The sequence below is a fragment of the Gilliamella sp. Pra-s60 genome (assembly GCF_009795755.1).
Classification (GTDB): domain Bacteria; phylum Pseudomonadota; class Gammaproteobacteria; order Enterobacterales; family Orbaceae; genus Gilliamella.
On sequence record NZ_WTFA01000010.1, the window covers coordinates 48,514 to 63,506 of the forward strand.

Genomic DNA, 14,993 nt, shown 5'->3' on the forward strand with positions numbered 1-14,993 from the left:
AAGAGTTAGTATCATCATTAGATTTTTTATTGCTTGATAAACCAAATTAGCCAATTAAAAATGCATTTTATCAAATGGAATATCATATTGTGACGGCGCAAATTCAATGCCTTTTAATGATTTTATTGCAATTGCACGATTACGTTCGTAAGTTAAAGGAATGTATACCGCTTCGTTATGGAGCGTTTCAAATACATAACGATAAAGCGCTTGTCGCTCTTGTTCATCGGTGGAAATAAGCGCTTTGCTAATACTTGCATCAATTTTAGCCTTTTCTGCTAAGCCTTGTTGCGCCATATAGTCACCCCAGACAGGCAATTTCATTGCAGATAAAAAAGACTGCGGATCATAAGGTGTCCCCCAAGAAAGATCAAAAACCATGTCGAAATCAGCAGCTTTTTGACGATCGCGATACCCTTGCTCTTCTTCACCGTGAATATTCATTTTTAACCCCATCTCTTCAAATTCATTTTGCATGTATTGAGCAATGGTTTTTTGCGAGGCTGTGTTGCTATCATAGTAAAGAGTAATTTCGAACGGTTTCCCTTCTTTTTGACGATAATGCTCACCATCCACTTTAACCCAACCCGCTTTATCAAGTAATTGTGCTGCTAAGTTGGTATCATACTCATAAGGTTTTAACCCGATATTAGCATAAGGAATATTGGTTGCCATTAAGGTATCGGCTGGCGCTTCACTGCCATTAAAAATACCTTCTGAAATATCTTTTTTACTGATGATATGCTCAATGGCTCGGCGCACATTGGCATCGTTAAGTTGTGGTCTTGTTGTATTCATTAATATGATTCGGCTCGAAATTGGTTTCGACATTAATGTTTGAAACTTATCCATTTTAGTAAATCGTTCAAATGAATCGGCATCAACTACGTTTTTTCCGTAAATGAGATCAATTTCACCTTTTTCAAGCGCCATCAAACGACTTTGACCATCAGTAATCACTTTCATTGTGACCTTTTTAATTTGTGGTTTTGTGCCCCAGTAGTTAGGGTTTTCATTAAAAATAGCATACTGATCTTTTTTATGATCGCCTAAAATATAAGGACCTGTACCAATATAAGATTTAACACCATTTTTAGTTTCACCATCAATCATAGAATTTGGTGAAATAAAGCGCATTGGTCTTGTAACGGCAATTTCAATCAAGAATGGGTAGTAAGGTTCTGATAGGTTAACTTGTAAAGTATAATCATCTACGGCTTTGATTTCGGTAATTAGGCGTACCATTTCAAGCCAAGTATGGCGCACTTTATTTGACAGCACGGCATCCCAGTTTAGCTTTGCGCTATGGGCATCAAATTTAGCACCATCACTAAAAGTGACATCTTTTCTTAACTTAAACGTATACGTTTTACCGTTGTTAGTAATGGTCCAGCTTTCAGCCAGCCAAGGTGAAAAGGTACCATCTTCATTATAATGAATAAGTGACTCAAAAATCATATTTTGTGCCCACATTTCGCCAGAATAAAGGTGAGGATTTAAATCACGAATATCGCGTGAATTGGCAAAAGTAATATCATTTTTAGCAAAACAGTTAAGACTCATGGTTGTTAAAAGCAAAGCAATGAATAAACGTTTTATACAGCTAAAATTAAAATGCATACAAAATCCATTAATTATCATTATCAAAGCTAAAATAGTAGCATAAACACAAATGATAATAAATATCATTTGATTACTCTAACAAAAAAACATCTTAAAAATCATCATGATTAAAATAGTTAATTGAATGTGGGTTATCAAAGATAAGTATTCATGGCTTTTATGATTTGTAAAATATTAGTATCTTGCTATATTTTACATAACTATTTGATTTTTCCTAGATTGCACCATGACTGTTTTTTTATTGTTTACTGGTGCTTAAGTTATTATTTTATTATAATAAAATAATAACTTAAGGAATTAATACACAAATAGGAAAGAAACAATGCTAAAAAGTTACTTTTTATTATTCACTTTGTTATTTTGTATCCCAACCTGTTGGGCTGATGGTTTAACAAAAGAGCAGGCGGAAAATCTTGAACTTGCAGGGGTTAAGCTTGGAATAACCGAACCAGAACTGGTTGAATTACTCAAAAACAAATATCACCTTTCTGAAAATGACTTTACTGTTAATGAGCAGCAAATGGCATTACCGCCAACCAAAATAGATGGAAAAAGCATAACTACTTGCACAATCAAGATCTATGAAGTCGTTTTAAATACCAACCATCCTGAAGAAACGTTAACAATTCAACTTAAAGACGATATCACACATAATCCTCCACAAAAAATGGTGGTTTATAGTATTTATCATACCATGCCATATACAGTAGAAAGTGCGCAGAAGGTTTATAAGGAGTTAACCAAAAAATATGGTAAGGAAGAAACAACAAACTTTTTCGGAATAAAAGTCTGGCGTTACAACTCATACCATTTAGGCTTATCCCCAGAAACTGAGGGTAAATTCTATGTATCTATTCGAAGCAATGGACTATAACACAACTAGGAACTAAACAATGTTAAAAAAGTGCTTTTTATTATTCACTTTGTTATTTTGTATCCCAACTTGTTGGGCTGATGGTTTAACCAAAAAGCAGGCAGAAAATCTTGAGCTTGCAGGGGTTAAACTTGGAATAACCGAACCAGAACTAATTGAATTACTCAAAAATAAACATCATCTTTCTGAAAATGACTTTACTGTTAGTGAGTATCAAATGGCATTACCGCCAACCAAAATAGGCGAAAAATCAATAATCAAAGGCACAATCAAAAGCTATGAAATAACTTTAAATGCCAACAATCAAGACGAAAAATTAACAATTACACTTGAAGATGACTTAGAGCGTAACCCTATCCAAATGGTTGTGTTCAATGTTTATCAAAAAATGACATACACAGCAGAAACAGAACAGAAGGTTTATAAAGAATTAACCCAAAAATATGGTAAAGAAGAATATAAAAACATAGTAGGAAATAAAATATGGAGCTATAAACCATACTTTTTACATCTATCCCCAGAAACTGACGGTAAGTTTTATGTCACAATTTTGACCGATAAATATCGTAAGCAAAAAATAAAGTCGTAGTAAAAAATAGTTGTATAACCAGTTAATTTGGCTAAAAGACACCAAAAACTTTAATAGAGTTAATACCTATACTGACTAACTGTTACCTAAAATTTTTTTGTTTTTGTGAAGAATATGGCTAGATGTAGAGGTTTAAGTGTTGGCTACCACACGATTGAACAAGTTATTTTACTGTTCAATCGTGCTTTTGCTATATCAAGTTAACCAAAAAATTTTTTCACTTTGTCAAAAAAGCTTTTTTCCTTGGGACTGTGTTTAGCATTTTTATCGGCTTTGAAACTTTCGCCTAGCTCTTTGAGTAACTCTTTTTGTTTACTGGTTAAGTTCACTGGCGTTTCAACCACAACATGGCAATAAAGATCCCCAACGGCACTATTTCGTACGGATTTAACACCTTTTCCTCTTAGGCGGAACATTTTACCTGTTTGGGTTTCTGCTGGAATAGTCAAGCTAACTTTACCATTTAAGGTTGGCACTTCCACTTCACCACCAAGCGATGCCAATACGATGTTAATTGGAATTTCGCAATGTAAATTCGTGCCATCACGTTCAAAAATAGCATGCGGTTTCACTTGTACTTGTACACATAAATCACCTGCTGGCGCACCATTTAAACCGGCTCCCCCTTCACCAGAAAGTCGAATACGGTTACCTGTATCAACACCGGCTGGAATCGTGATAGAAAGTGTTTTAGTTTTTTCAACTCTTCCTTCACCATGACATTTTTTACATGGATTTTTTACAACTTTACCACGTCCATGACAAGTTGGACACTCTTGCTGTACTGCAAAAAAACCTTGTCGCATTTGAACAGCACCAGAGCCATGGCAAGTGTTACACGTTACAACATCAGAAGCCTTTTCTGTGCCTTGACCATGGCAAGTATTACACGTTACCCAAGTTGGGACCTTGAGTTCTTTTTCAACACCTGATGCGGCTTCTTCTAGTGTTAGTGTGATATTGTATTGTAAATCTGCACCTCGAGATGATGTTTGTCGCCCCCCCCCAAAGAAGTCACTGAATATGTCATCAAAGGCAGAACCACCACCAAATCCGCCAAATCCTCCAAATCCGCCTGCACCCGCACCATGACCTTGTTCAAAAGCGGCGTGGCCATATTGATCATAAGCCGCTTTCTTTTGTGGATCTGTTAAAATTTCATAAGCTTCTTTGACTTCTTTAAATTTTGCTTCGGCTTCGGCTTTATTATCCTGATTTTTGTCAGGGTGATATTTCATTGCTAGGCGCTTATAGGCTTTTTTTATCTCACTTTCACTGGCATTTTTGCTTACGCCTAATGTTTCATAATAATCTTTCTTCGCCATAATTAACCTTTATTTTTATCTCTTTTCATAAACAACTAAACGGGCTTGAGGTGACCTCGTGCCCGTTTAATGTGTTATATGTTTAACATTTGTTGAAATAACGCATTAAAAAACATACTAATTAATGATTATTTTTTATCTTCATCAACTTCTTTGAAGTCAGCATCAACAATGTCATCTTCTGCTGCTGTGCTTCCACCTGCAGATTGACCCGCACCTTGGCTTGCTTGAGCTTGTTGTTGTGCTAATTCAAGCAATTTTTTAGACGCTTCCATTAACGCATTAATTTTTGCTTCAATTTCGGCTTTGTCTTCACCACGAGCGGCAACCTCTAAAGCACTTACTGCATCTTCAATGGCTTTTTTGTCGTCAGCTGATAACTGATCACCTGCTTCAGTCACTTGTTTACGAGTTGAGTGAACAAGGTGGTCTGCTTGGTTACGAATTTGAGCTAGTTCTTCAAACTTACGGTCTGCATCAGCGTTAGCTTCCGCATCATTAACCATTTTTTGAATTTCTTCTTCACTTAAACCTGATGAAGCCTTAATAGTAATATTTTGTTCACGACCCGTGTTTTTGTCTTTCGCTGATACATGTAAGATACCATCAGCGTCAATATCGAAAGTCACTTCAATTTGTGGCATACCACGAGGTGCAGCTTGAATGCCATCTAGGTTGAATTGACCTAGCGATTTGTTATCACTGGCACGTTTACGTTCACCTTGTAATACGTGGATCGTTACCGCTGATTGGTTGTCTTCAGCTGTTGAGAACACTTGACTATGTTTTGTCGGGATAGTTGTGTTTTTCTCAATCAAGGCTGTCATAACACCACCCATGGTTTCAATACCTAATGATAATGGGGTTACATCAAGTAATAAAACATCTTTTACATCACCACCGAGTACACCACCTTGTACTGCTGCACCAACGGCAACGGCTTCGTCTGGGTTTACATCTTTACGTGGTTCTTTACCAAAGAAGTCAGCAACGGCTTTTTGTACCATTGGCATACGAGTTTGACCACCAACTAAGATAACATCTTTGATATCAGATACAGAAAGTCCAGCATCTTGTAATGCAGTTTTAACTGGGTCCATTGAGCGTTTTACTAAATCTTCAACTAAAGATTCTAGTTTAGCGCGAGTCACTTTAATATTAAGATGTTTTGGACCACTAGCATCAGCAGTGATATAAGGTAAATTAATATCAGTTTGTTGTGCTGATGATAATTCGATTTTCGCCTTTTCAGCTGCTTCTTTTAAGCGTTGCATTGCAAGTGGATCATTTTTCAAATCAAAGTTTTGTTCACGTTTAAATTCGTCAACTAAATAATTGATTAAGCGTGAGTCAAAATCTTCACCACCTAAGTGAGTATCACCATTTGTTGCGAGTACTTCAAATGTTTTTTCGCCATCAACATCATCTATTTCGATAATAGAAATATCAAATGTACCACCACCAAGGTCATACACAGCAATAGTGCGGTTACCCACATCTTTATCTAAACCATAAGCAAGTGCTGCAGCTGTTGGTTCGTTGATAATACGTTTAACTTCTAAACCCGCAATACGACCAGCATCTTTTGTTGCTTGACGTTGTGCATCGTTAAAGTAAGCAGGAACAGTAATAACCGCTTCAGTTACTGCTTCGCCAAGGTAATCCTCTGCTGTTTTTTTCATTTTCTTTAAAACTTCAGCTGAGATTTGTGGTGGAGCAATTTTTTGTCCTTTAACATCAACCCATGCATCGCCGTTGTCTGCTTTTACAATTTTATACGGCATAATACCAACATCACGTTGTACTTCAGCGTCTTCATAACGACGTCCAATTAAACGTTTAATTGCAAATAATGTGTTTTGTGGATTGGTTACTGCTTGACGTTTTGCTGGTTGACCAACTAAGATTTCACCGTCTTGTGTGTAAGCAATAATGGAAGGAGTTGTACGATCACCCTCTGCGTTTTCTAATACTTTTGCTTGACCGTTGTCCATTACAGCAACACATGAATTTGTTGTACCTAAATCAATACCAATAATTTTACCCATAATCTATTCTCCTCAAAACCTGTATTTTATTTCTTGTATATAGGTCTTAAATATTAATTTTCAAGCCCTTAAATTCCACAAGAAATGTTTTTGTTTTCACATAAATGGGAACGTTATTGTTAATATCAAGGGGAACAAAAAAATAATTTTTCTTAAATCTTGATTATAGCCCTTTCAACACTTATTATTGCCGCACTTTTTCATTATCAAAATTAATTTATAGGATCTTTATGGAACAAGCAAAACTTGCAAATCCAGGCCCTCTTGGTTTGATGGGATTTGGTATGACAACAATTTTATTAAATATTCATAATGCAGGATTTTTCCCGGTTATGACGGCGATTGCATCAATGGGTATTTTTTATGGTGGTCTTGCTCAAGTGATTGCAGGTATTCTAGAGTTTAGAAAAGGCAATACCTTTGGTACAACAGCATTTACCTCTTATGGTTTCTTTTGGATTGCGTTAGTGGGTATTTGGTATTTACCAACTTCACCGGCAACAGCACCAACTGATGCGACTTTTGTTGGTATTTTCCTTGCCTTATGGGGTATTTTTACTGGCTTTATGTTTATTGGTACGCTAAAAGGAAATCGTGCTTTACAATTTGTTTTTGCTAGTTTGACAGTGTTATTTGCTTTATTAGCTATTGGTAATATTTCTGGTAACCATGGTATTATCCATATCGCTGGTTTTGAAGGTATTATTTGTGGCGCAAGTGCTATTTATCTTGCCATGGCAGAAGTACTTAATGAACAATACGGACGTACTATTTTACCAATTGGTGCACCTAAAGGCGCTTCGCATTAATTTGTCTATCACATCTACCCCGCAAGCGGTAGATGTGATTATCCCCCTAAAACTACTTTTGATTTTTATCGGTATAATGCATCATTAGTGATCGACATACATCACGAAGTGATTGAGTATGCTTTTCGATTATTTCATCGGATAAATAGCTGTCCTTTGATGAATGGGCATTGTTAATAATAATTTTACCATCTTTATTAACATCACCTGATGTGATCATCATGTAATTTGGTAATTGAGTTTCTATTTTTCCTGTATAAAAAGTCTCACCTTCTATTTTTAGATTTGACTCTTGTGGTTTTAGAAAAATTAAATTATCGCCATTGCCAATGCTATCTATAAAAATAAATTTTTTGTCTTTCATTTTGTCGGAGTAGTTTTCCAACATTTTTAAACCATATTGACTACTGTTCCCACCATCATATAAAACAAAAGCTATTTTTTTCTTGTCTTTTTTATCGAGTTTATTGATTAAGTTAATAATAGTGATAATACTTGATGAATTACAAACAAAATTCTTTTGATTAGGAATGCCACTTTTAAACTTAAATACAAGAAAAAACAGCAAAACAGTTGAAATAACAGAGCAAATCCCAGAAATGCTGAAAAATCCTTGAGTACGAATATTTGGAAGAAAAACAAAATAATTTAATAAAATCGATGCAATAAATAAAAATATAATAGGTGCAATACTGATAAAGTAACTTAATTTATTAAATTGCCGCGTGAATGCGTATTTTTTTTGAAGATTAAAATGATTAATACCTGTATCGTAGTAAGTGCAGATAATTAATTCGGCTTTATTTAAATCACCAATATAAGCATTGTAGTAGTTTTCATACCGCCTTGTAGCTAATTTCAATTTGGCAAGTTTTGCATCAACCATATAGCCTAATTGACCAAGTTCTTTAGATATCACTCTTAAAAAAGCGATCTTTTCTTTAGAAGAAAACCGTTTGCCAAATATGACACAATATCGCAGTACAAGATCTTTAAGTATTTCCATTTTTAATAAACTATTTAAATATAAATTTTAACATAATATGGTTAATAGGTATTTATACAATCCAATTAACTATGAAGATAAAAAATAAGTTGATAGATTTAGACTAAAAACTATCAACTTAATAAATAATATTATTAGCCAAATTAGACTAATTAATAATCGTCTTCACTTTCAGATTTATTGGAATGTGTAATATTAGCAATAGCATCTTGAATATTTTCATGCCCTGCTTCAATACACTCTTTTGTTAACTCTTGTAATGATAGTGAGTCTCTGTTGCATACTGCATTAATTACCATTGGTAAGCTCATGCCAGTAATAACATGGACATTCATGCCTAGCTCATTCCATTGAGGCACACATCTCATTGATGCGTTATAAGGCGAAGCACCATAGAGATCGACAAAAATTAAAACACCATCACCAGAGTCTAACGATTTAGTACAATTAAATAAATCCGTTTTTAATTGGTTGATATCTTGCCCCGGGTTAAGTGCTAATGATTCAAATTTGTCTTGTTCTCCAACAATCATTGTTACACTATCTTTTATTCCTTCAGCCATCTTTCCATGGCTAATTAATAAAACACCTATCATATGTATCACCCTATACTATTACTATCCAAACATTTTGATTGCTTCATTTAATGTTACTTTTTTCAAAGAAGGCGTTGCCTGGAAGTAGATATCCATATTAGGGAAACTTTTTTGTAAATCGATTAATAAATCTAGTTGTTCTTTATTAATTGACACTTCTTTAATGATTGATGTTGCACCAGGAACTAGTGGTAACCCACCAATATTCAGGTTTGTTATTGGAACTCCCGCTTTAATAATTTTATACATTACTTCAATGTTCTTTGTAATTAAAATAACATTAAAATCATCATACTGGCGATCATTCCAATATCTTACCGCACCATCTTCTTTCAATACCCTAATTTTATGACCAGTGCTAGCACCAGCACCAAGAATAATGTTTTTCGTAAACTCATCATTTGCTGAGTAATCATCAGCTACAAATAAGGCATTAGCTCCTGCCGCTTTAGAAACATTTGTTGCAACTTGACCGTGAATAAGACGACTATCTACTCGAGCTAAAACAACTTTTCCCATAATTTAAAACCTCTGTTTTTTATATAATTATTTTATAAAATACCAATTGCAGCTAAAACACCAAGTATGGCTGTTAACCCAACTAATGCATTGGTTACTTTTAATCCTTTCTTTGAAAAATAAAAGTATAACCCCATAACAACAACAAGTGGTAACACACCTGGTAAAATTTTATCCAATGTATCTTGTATAACAAACTCTTTGCCTGATAAAGTAAATTTTAGACTTGATGATACTTTAATATAGCTAGCAGCTAAAATACCCATCATAAATAGACCTAAAATAGATAACCCTTCAATAAGCATTTGCATTTTATTGCCTACAACTTCGGCAGCAGCATTTCTACCTAATTTAAATCCTAGCTGTGCAAAATAATATCCCACAAAAAGTTGATATATTACAAAAGCAACAAAAGGAAATAATGCACCAATTGCTAATCCGTCTTGTGCCCAAGGAAGTGCAATCGCAATAAAAATATATTGTATAGTTCCAGAGTCAATTGCATCACCAATACCCGCTAATGCCCCCATTAACCCAGCTTTAGTATTATAAAGTACATCATCATCAATACTGATTGGTTTATTTTGATATACTTCATCGGCTCTAACTGATTCAAGTGAGGCCATAATTCCTGAAATTGTCCCACCGCCCCAAGTGATTTGAGTATTAAAAAACAATAAATGTCGTTGGTAAGCTGCCGCTAATTCACTTTTTGATTTATATAATTTTTTAAGAATAGGCATTAATCCCCACATCAATGATGCCGCAAGATATCGATCAAATGAGTGTGGGATTTCGTTAGCATAATACCATCGCAACCAAGCAAAAGTGATATCTTTTTTAGTAATGGTTTCTGGTTTTAAATCAATACTTTCTTGTACTATTTCTGTCATTATAAAATTCCTCTATCTAATTGATTAATTAAATCACTATAGATTAATAATCATCATCGTCTTGATTGTTATTATTTGAATTATTGTTAGGCTGATCCGCAGCTAAATTTACTGCTTCACTTTTCGCAAGAACAAAAATAAAGGCCACAATAGCACCCACAATCGCATACGTTACCATAGTTATATTAAGAGGTTTCGCCATCACTGCCATAAAATAAGCTAATAAGAAGAAAATGATGTAGCTCTTTTTACCAATAACGTAAATGGTTAATGCAATACCAACTGCGGCAAGCCCACCACCAATGACGTTAAGGATATGGAAAACAACACCACCTGCATTAGACTTAATAACATCAGCAATAATCGGTGCACCAAAATATAATGCTACAAACATAAACGGGACGAATAGAGCAAAACTACAAATTATTGGCAATATGATTATGGAAAAGGTTAACCCTGAACTATTTGCTTCTTTCGCATACTTTTCAGTTAATTTCATAATCATCGTGTTAAAGAAAAATCTTAGTTGATACAAATAAGATCCTAATAAACCAACCGGCACAGCAACTGCTACTGCGGCAGTTGGTTCCATTTTCCCAAGTAATGCAACAGGAACCGCGACTGCAGTCGCAATAGCTGGCTCCGATGGCATTTGGCCGCCTGGAGAAAAAACTCCCATATAAATCAATTGTATTGCTGCTGTTGTGATCATAGCATTTGGAATATCATTAAAAACAACACCAACAATTAAACCAGTCATCATTGGCGTGAACCTCAACGTTAATGTCGCTCCACCCAATCCTCGTGACATAACCATTGCAACCCATATGGAAATAATTGCTGCTTGAAGAAACGTTACATGCATTTCTTGCATATATAAACCCCTTAATGTTTTTATTATTAATCAAAAAGTTAAAATAAACTATTAAGAAACTACTGATTGTAGTTCTAAATTATTAACAAATTTTTCTACATCTTGTACACATTTTTCACCCATACCTTGCAAACATTCAATTGCATAAGCAGATGTGTGAGGAGTAACAAGCACTTTAGGATGCTGAACTAAAGGATGATCGTTGTATGAAGGTTCAACATACATTACATCAGTTGCATGACCAGCAACAATACCACTATCAAGTGCATTTAGTAATGCGTTTTCATCAATCAATTCAGCTCGTGCAGTATTAGTAATATAAACACCTTTTTTCATTAAAGAAAATTGAGATTCTTTTAAAATATGATAGCTAGTTTCATTCAATGATGCATTTAAAGAGATGATGTCAGCGTTTTGAAGTAAATAATCTAATTCAACAATTTCGATATTATTTTTATTTGCCCATTCTTTGTTTACTTTAGGATCAACGACAAGTAATCGAGCATTAAAACCATGTTTGAATATTTCTGCTACCCGACTACCAATGTTACCGCATCCAATAACACCAACAACTTTACCCGTAACATTAACACCTAAAAAAGAGGCTCTTTTTTTCCATTCATTTTCTTTAACCGCAGCCTGAGATTGGACTGTTTGTCTAATTAATGCCAATAAATTTGTTACTGCATTTTCAGCAACCGCATCACGTTCAACTAAAGGAGGTACAATAGTAACAATCGTACCATGCTGTTTAGCAGCAACTACATCAACATTATTAAAACCTATGCCATGACGAGAAAGTAAAAATAACGGATCTTTTTTATTATCAAAAAAATCTTTATTAAAAAATGGCCTAACACTTGCAATAAAAATATTGAACCCTTGCAATGCTTCAGCTAATTCCTTTCCAGAAATATTATTTTCAAAGGTAAAATGTTTCACTTCACCTATTTTTTCTAATCGCTCTAAATGATTAGGAAAATATTTTCCAAAACTACTTGAGTTGATTATTGCAATTTTATAGTTTTTCACTCAATGCTCCTAGTTAATAAATAACCACTCTTACAATTATATTTATTAGTAAATAAATATCGTTTTATTTCCATCCAGCTATTATGTGACTGGTAACATTTAGTATAGTTTATTAAATTTTAAAAAAAGTGAATTTAGATCACATATTTAATAAAAAATTTTCTATTAAATAATTCAATAAATGATTAGCTTGTTGCATCAAAAAACAAATGATTTGTATCGATTAAACTCAGATTTAGTATTTGAAAATGATTTTCTTACTTAAAAAAAAAGGGCATATAGCCCTTTTTATAAATTTGAATGGATAAGATTATTTTGAATTTAATCTTTTATTTTTTATAAGCATCATTATGCACACCTACTGCCGCACGTCCAGATGGGTCATTTAGGTTTTTGAACGATTCATCCCATTCAATTGCTTTAGCGGTAGAACAAGCAACAGTTGGACCACCCGGAACACAATGTGCAGCACTTTCGACAGGGAATAATTCGTCAAAAATTTCACGATACATATAGGCTTCTTTTGATGTTGGCGTATTGTATGGGAAGCGGAATTTGGCGTTTTCTAATTGTTGGTCGGTAATTTTACTTTCCGCAATCTCTTTTAATGTATCAATCCAGCTGTAACCCACACCATCAGAAAATTGCTCTTTTTGACGCCAAACAACTGATGCAGGTAAGTAAGATTCAAATGCTTCACGAACAATATGCTTTTCCATTTTGCCATTGCTGCCACACATTTTATCTTTTGGATTAATACGCATAGCAACATCTAGGAATTTTTTATCAAGGAATGGAACTCGAGCTTCCACACCCCATGCCGCCATCGCTTTATTTGCACGCGCACAATCATACATATGTAACGCTGCTAATTTGCGTACAGTTTCTTCATGGAATTCCTTGGCATTTGGGGCTTTATGGAAATAGAGGTAGCCACCAAACACTTCGTCAGCACCCTCACCAGAAAGCACCATTTTAATACCCATCGCTTTAATCTTACGAGCCATTAAATACATTGGTGTTGAAGCCCTGATGGTGGTGACATCATAAGTTTCAATGAAATAAATCACATCACGAATTGCATCAATACCTTCTTGAATGGTAAAGTTAATTTCGTGATGAACTGTACCTAGATGATCGGCGACCGCTTGCGCAGCTTTAAGATCAGGTGCACCTTTTAAACCGACAGCAAACGAATGCAACTGTGGCCACCATGCTTCTGATTTTTCATGATCTTCAACACGGCGCGCTGAGAATTTTTTAGTAATGGCTGAAATAACCGAAGAATCAAGGCCACCGGATAATAAAACGCCATAAGGCACGTCAGACATTAAATGACTTTTTACTGACTCTTCTAACGCAACGCGAAGCTCATTGATATCAGTTTTGTTATCTTTAACGTTGTCATAATCCATCCAGTCACGTTTGTAGTAGGTTTTGATTTCACCTTCAGTACTAGATAGGTAACACCCAGGAGGGAATGCCTCAATTGTTTTACAAACAGGGACTAAAGCTTTCATTTCAGATGCAACATAAAATGTGCCGTTTTCATCATGACCAGTATACATTGGAATAATACCAATATGGTCACGACCAATAAAATAGGTACCTTTGTTGATATCATAAAGGATAAATGCAAACATACCTTGTAATTCATCAAGACAGTCTATACCCTTTTCTTGATATAAAGCTAGAATCACTTCACAGTCAGATCCTGTTTGAAATTCATAACGATCTTTGTACTGATTTCGGAGTTCTTGATGATTATAAATTTCGCCATTTACTGCTAAAACTAATGTTTTATCTTTATTATAAAGCGGCTGAGATCCTGTATTAACATCTACAATTGATAAACGTTCATGAGCAAGAATAGCTTTATCAGAAGCAAAAATACCAGACCAATCAGGACCACGATGGCGTTGTAGGCATGATAGCTCTAATGCTTTTGTTCGTAGTTGTTCTGGATCTGATTTAATATCAAGAATACCTAAAATCGAACACATTGATTTTCTCCATTTTAAATCGCATAAGCGATACTGTTACAAGTAAAAACTAATTAGATAAAAATTTCATACCATTTTTTATTTTTATTCAATCTAAAAAATATTATGAATAAATATTTAAACAAACAGCATACACATTATTAATACACAATAAAAGCGTTAATTATTTTTTTAACCATTGACCTTGTCGCTTGATATATTGCCCTGTTGGGGTCTTTTCTTGCGCTTTAGTGCCTGCTTTTTTTTCTACTTCACTTAAAGGAACATTACTTTCGACTGATACTTTTTGATACTGTTCTTTACGGGCCTGATTAATAAGCTGTGCAATTTCGGTAGCATTACCTTCGTTTTTTACTACACCTAAATAGCCATCAGCTTGTTCACCAACAATACCTTGCGCTTTAGCTTGGCTTAATGAACCCATCGCTTGTTCTAGATTTAATGCAAATGCAGAAAAGGATAAAACAGTTGATAATAATGCTATTATTGCTTTTTTAGAGACAGTCATAATAAACTCCTTAATAAGTACATCATATTTTATTAATTTAAATATGAATAACAAAAATTTTTAATACCGAGTATTTTGTGTTACACAATCAAACCGATCAATCTAATATAATCCTGATTTATTGATGATATTATCTAACGCTTTATCAACCTTAATATTAATTTCATGGTCTATTTTAACATTCAAATTGATATTAATCGGTTCGCTCGGTGCTTGAACTTTGACAGTAGGTGAACATCCAAGTAACGTTCCTACTAATACCATCATTACCATAACATTTCGTACCATAAAATA

General features: G+C 34.4%; 15 protein-coding genes. 3 read left to right on the forward strand and 12 right to left on the reverse strand.

What is annotated here, in order from left to right:
- Positions 1-54 precede the first annotated feature (54 nt).
- Positions 55-1,620 (reverse strand): nickel ABC transporter substrate-binding protein, encoded by a 1,566-nt coding sequence (nikA, locus tag GQ596_RS07950; RefSeq protein WP_160401141.1) that lies wholly within the window; start codon positions 1,618-1,620, stop codon positions 55-57.
- Positions 1,621-1,945: 325 nt separating this feature from the next.
- On the opposite strand from nikA, the gene GQ596_RS07955 reads away from it, so the two are divergent.
- Together GQ596_RS07955 and GQ596_RS07960 are read left to right on the forward strand one after the other, a co-directional pair.
- Positions 1,946-2,497 carry a hypothetical protein gene (locus GQ596_RS07955; RefSeq protein WP_160401142.1) on the forward strand — a complete coding sequence of 184 codons (552 nt, stop codon included), beginning with the start codon at positions 1,946-1,948 and terminating at the stop codon, positions 2,495-2,497.
- A 19-nt stretch (positions 2,498-2,516) separates the two neighbouring features.
- Positions 2,517-3,086 (forward strand): hypothetical protein, encoded by a 570-nt coding sequence (locus tag GQ596_RS07960; protein WP_160401143.1) that lies wholly within the window; start codon positions 2,517-2,519, stop codon positions 3,084-3,086.
- A gap of 200 nt (positions 3,087-3,286) precedes the next feature.
- Here the strand turns inward: GQ596_RS07960 and dnaJ are convergent, their stop codons facing one another.
- Positions 3,287-4,411 carry a molecular chaperone DnaJ gene (gene dnaJ, locus GQ596_RS07965; RefSeq protein WP_160401144.1) on the reverse strand — a complete coding sequence of 375 codons (1,125 nt, stop codon included), beginning with the start codon at positions 4,409-4,411 and terminating at the stop codon, positions 3,287-3,289.
- A 128-nt stretch (positions 4,412-4,539) separates the two neighbouring features.
- Positions 4,540-6,459, reverse strand: coding sequence for a molecular chaperone DnaK (gene dnaK, locus GQ596_RS07970; RefSeq protein WP_160401145.1), 1,920 nt, complete (start codon positions 6,457-6,459; stop codon positions 4,540-4,542).
- A gap of 230 nt (positions 6,460-6,689) precedes the next feature.
- Here dnaK and satP point away from each other — a divergent pair, with 230 nt between their 5' ends.
- The gene (gene satP / locus GQ596_RS07975; protein WP_160401146.1) at positions 6,690-7,268 is read left to right on the forward strand and encodes an acetate uptake transporter; all 579 of its coding nucleotides are present in this window, start codon (positions 6,690-6,692) and stop codon (positions 7,266-7,268) included.
- Between the two features lie 52 nt (positions 7,269-7,320).
- On the opposite strand, the gene GQ596_RS07980 is transcribed toward satP, so the two are convergent.
- The 9 genes from GQ596_RS07980 to GQ596_RS08020 form a co-directional block, all read right to left on the reverse strand.
- Positions 7,321-8,274 (reverse strand): hypothetical protein, encoded by a 954-nt coding sequence (locus GQ596_RS07980; protein WP_160401147.1) that lies wholly within the window; start codon positions 8,272-8,274, stop codon positions 7,321-7,323.
- A 152-nt stretch (positions 8,275-8,426) separates the two neighbouring features.
- Complete coding sequence (locus GQ596_RS07985) at positions 8,427-8,870, reverse strand: PTS sugar transporter subunit IIA (protein ID WP_160401148.1); 444 nt, start codon at positions 8,868-8,870, stop codon at positions 8,427-8,429.
- 21 nt (positions 8,871-8,891) lie between these two features.
- Positions 8,892-9,389 (reverse strand): PTS sugar transporter subunit IIB, encoded by a 498-nt coding sequence (locus tag GQ596_RS07990; protein WP_160401149.1) that lies wholly within the window; start codon positions 9,387-9,389, stop codon positions 8,892-8,894.
- 32 nt (positions 9,390-9,421) lie between these two features.
- Positions 9,422-10,282 (reverse strand): PTS system mannose/fructose/sorbose family transporter subunit IID, encoded by an 861-nt coding sequence (locus GQ596_RS07995; RefSeq protein WP_160401150.1) that lies wholly within the window; start codon positions 10,280-10,282, stop codon positions 9,422-9,424.
- Positions 10,283-10,325: 43 nt separating this feature from the next.
- On the reverse strand, positions 10,326-11,147 hold the full coding sequence (locus tag GQ596_RS08000) for a PTS sugar transporter subunit IIC (protein WP_160401172.1): 822 nt from the start codon (positions 11,145-11,147) through the stop codon (positions 10,326-10,328).
- A gap of 60 nt (positions 11,148-11,207) precedes the next feature.
- On the reverse strand, positions 11,208-12,188 hold the full coding sequence (locus GQ596_RS08005) for a D-isomer specific 2-hydroxyacid dehydrogenase family protein (protein WP_160401151.1): 981 nt from the start codon (positions 12,186-12,188) through the stop codon (positions 11,208-11,210).
- Between the two features lie 329 nt (positions 12,189-12,517).
- Positions 12,518-14,191, reverse strand: a complete 1,674-nt coding sequence (asnB, locus tag GQ596_RS08010; RefSeq protein ID WP_160401152.1) for an asparagine synthase B — start codon at positions 14,189-14,191, stop codon at positions 12,518-12,520.
- A gap of 163 nt (positions 14,192-14,354) precedes the next feature.
- Positions 14,355-14,699, reverse strand: a complete 345-nt coding sequence (locus tag GQ596_RS08015; RefSeq protein WP_160401153.1) for a YdbL family protein — start codon at positions 14,697-14,699, stop codon at positions 14,355-14,357.
- Positions 14,700-14,801: 102 nt separating this feature from the next.
- A complete protein-coding gene (locus GQ596_RS08020) occupies positions 14,802-14,987 on the reverse strand; it encodes a YnbE family lipoprotein (RefSeq protein WP_160401154.1) in 186 nt (61 codons plus the stop codon).
- Positions 14,988-14,993 lie beyond the last annotated feature (6 nt).

Excerpts from the sequence above, each read along its gene's own strand:
- satP (WP_160401146.1), top strand. The coding sequence starts at position 6,690 with ATGGAACAAGCAAAACTTGCAAATCCAGGCCCTCTTGGTTTGATGGGA.
- GQ596_RS07995 (WP_160401150.1), bottom strand. The coding sequence starts at position 10,282 with ATGACAGAAATAGTACAAGAAAGTATTGATTTAAAACCAGAAACCATT.
- GQ596_RS08020 (WP_160401154.1), bottom strand. The coding sequence starts at position 14,987 with ATGGTACGAAATGTTATGGTAATGATGGTATTAGTAGGAACGTTACTT.
- GQ596_RS08000 (WP_160401172.1), bottom strand. The coding sequence starts at position 11,147 with ATGCATGTAACGTTTCTTCAAGCAGCAATTATTTCCATATGGGTTGCA.
- dnaJ (WP_160401144.1), bottom strand. The coding sequence starts at position 4,411 with ATGGCGAAGAAAGATTATTATGAAACATTAGGCGTAAGCAAAAATGCC.
- GQ596_RS08015 (WP_160401153.1), bottom strand. The coding sequence starts at position 14,699 with ATGACTGTCTCTAAAAAAGCAATAATAGCATTATTATCAACTGTTTTA.
- GQ596_RS07960 (WP_160401143.1), top strand. The coding sequence starts at position 2,517 with ATGTTAAAAAAGTGCTTTTTATTATTCACTTTGTTATTTTGTATCCCA.
- asnB (WP_160401152.1), bottom strand. The coding sequence starts at position 14,191 with ATGTGTTCGATTTTAGGTATTCTTGATATTAAATCAGATCCAGAACAA.
- GQ596_RS07990 (WP_160401149.1), bottom strand. The coding sequence starts at position 9,389 with ATGGGAAAAGTTGTTTTAGCTCGAGTAGATAGTCGTCTTATTCACGGT.
- nikA (WP_160401141.1), bottom strand. The coding sequence starts at position 1,620 with ATGCATTTTAATTTTAGCTGTATAAAACGTTTATTCATTGCTTTGCTT.
- GQ596_RS07980 (WP_160401147.1), bottom strand. The coding sequence starts at position 8,274 with ATGGAAATACTTAAAGATCTTGTACTGCGATATTGTGTCATATTTGGC.
- GQ596_RS07955 (WP_160401142.1), top strand. The coding sequence starts at position 1,946 with ATGCTAAAAAGTTACTTTTTATTATTCACTTTGTTATTTTGTATCCCA.
- GQ596_RS07985 (WP_160401148.1), bottom strand. The coding sequence starts at position 8,870 with ATGATAGGTGTTTTATTAATTAGCCATGGAAAGATGGCTGAAGGAATA.
- dnaK (WP_160401145.1), bottom strand. The coding sequence starts at position 6,459 with ATGGGTAAAATTATTGGTATTGATTTAGGTACAACAAATTCATGTGTT.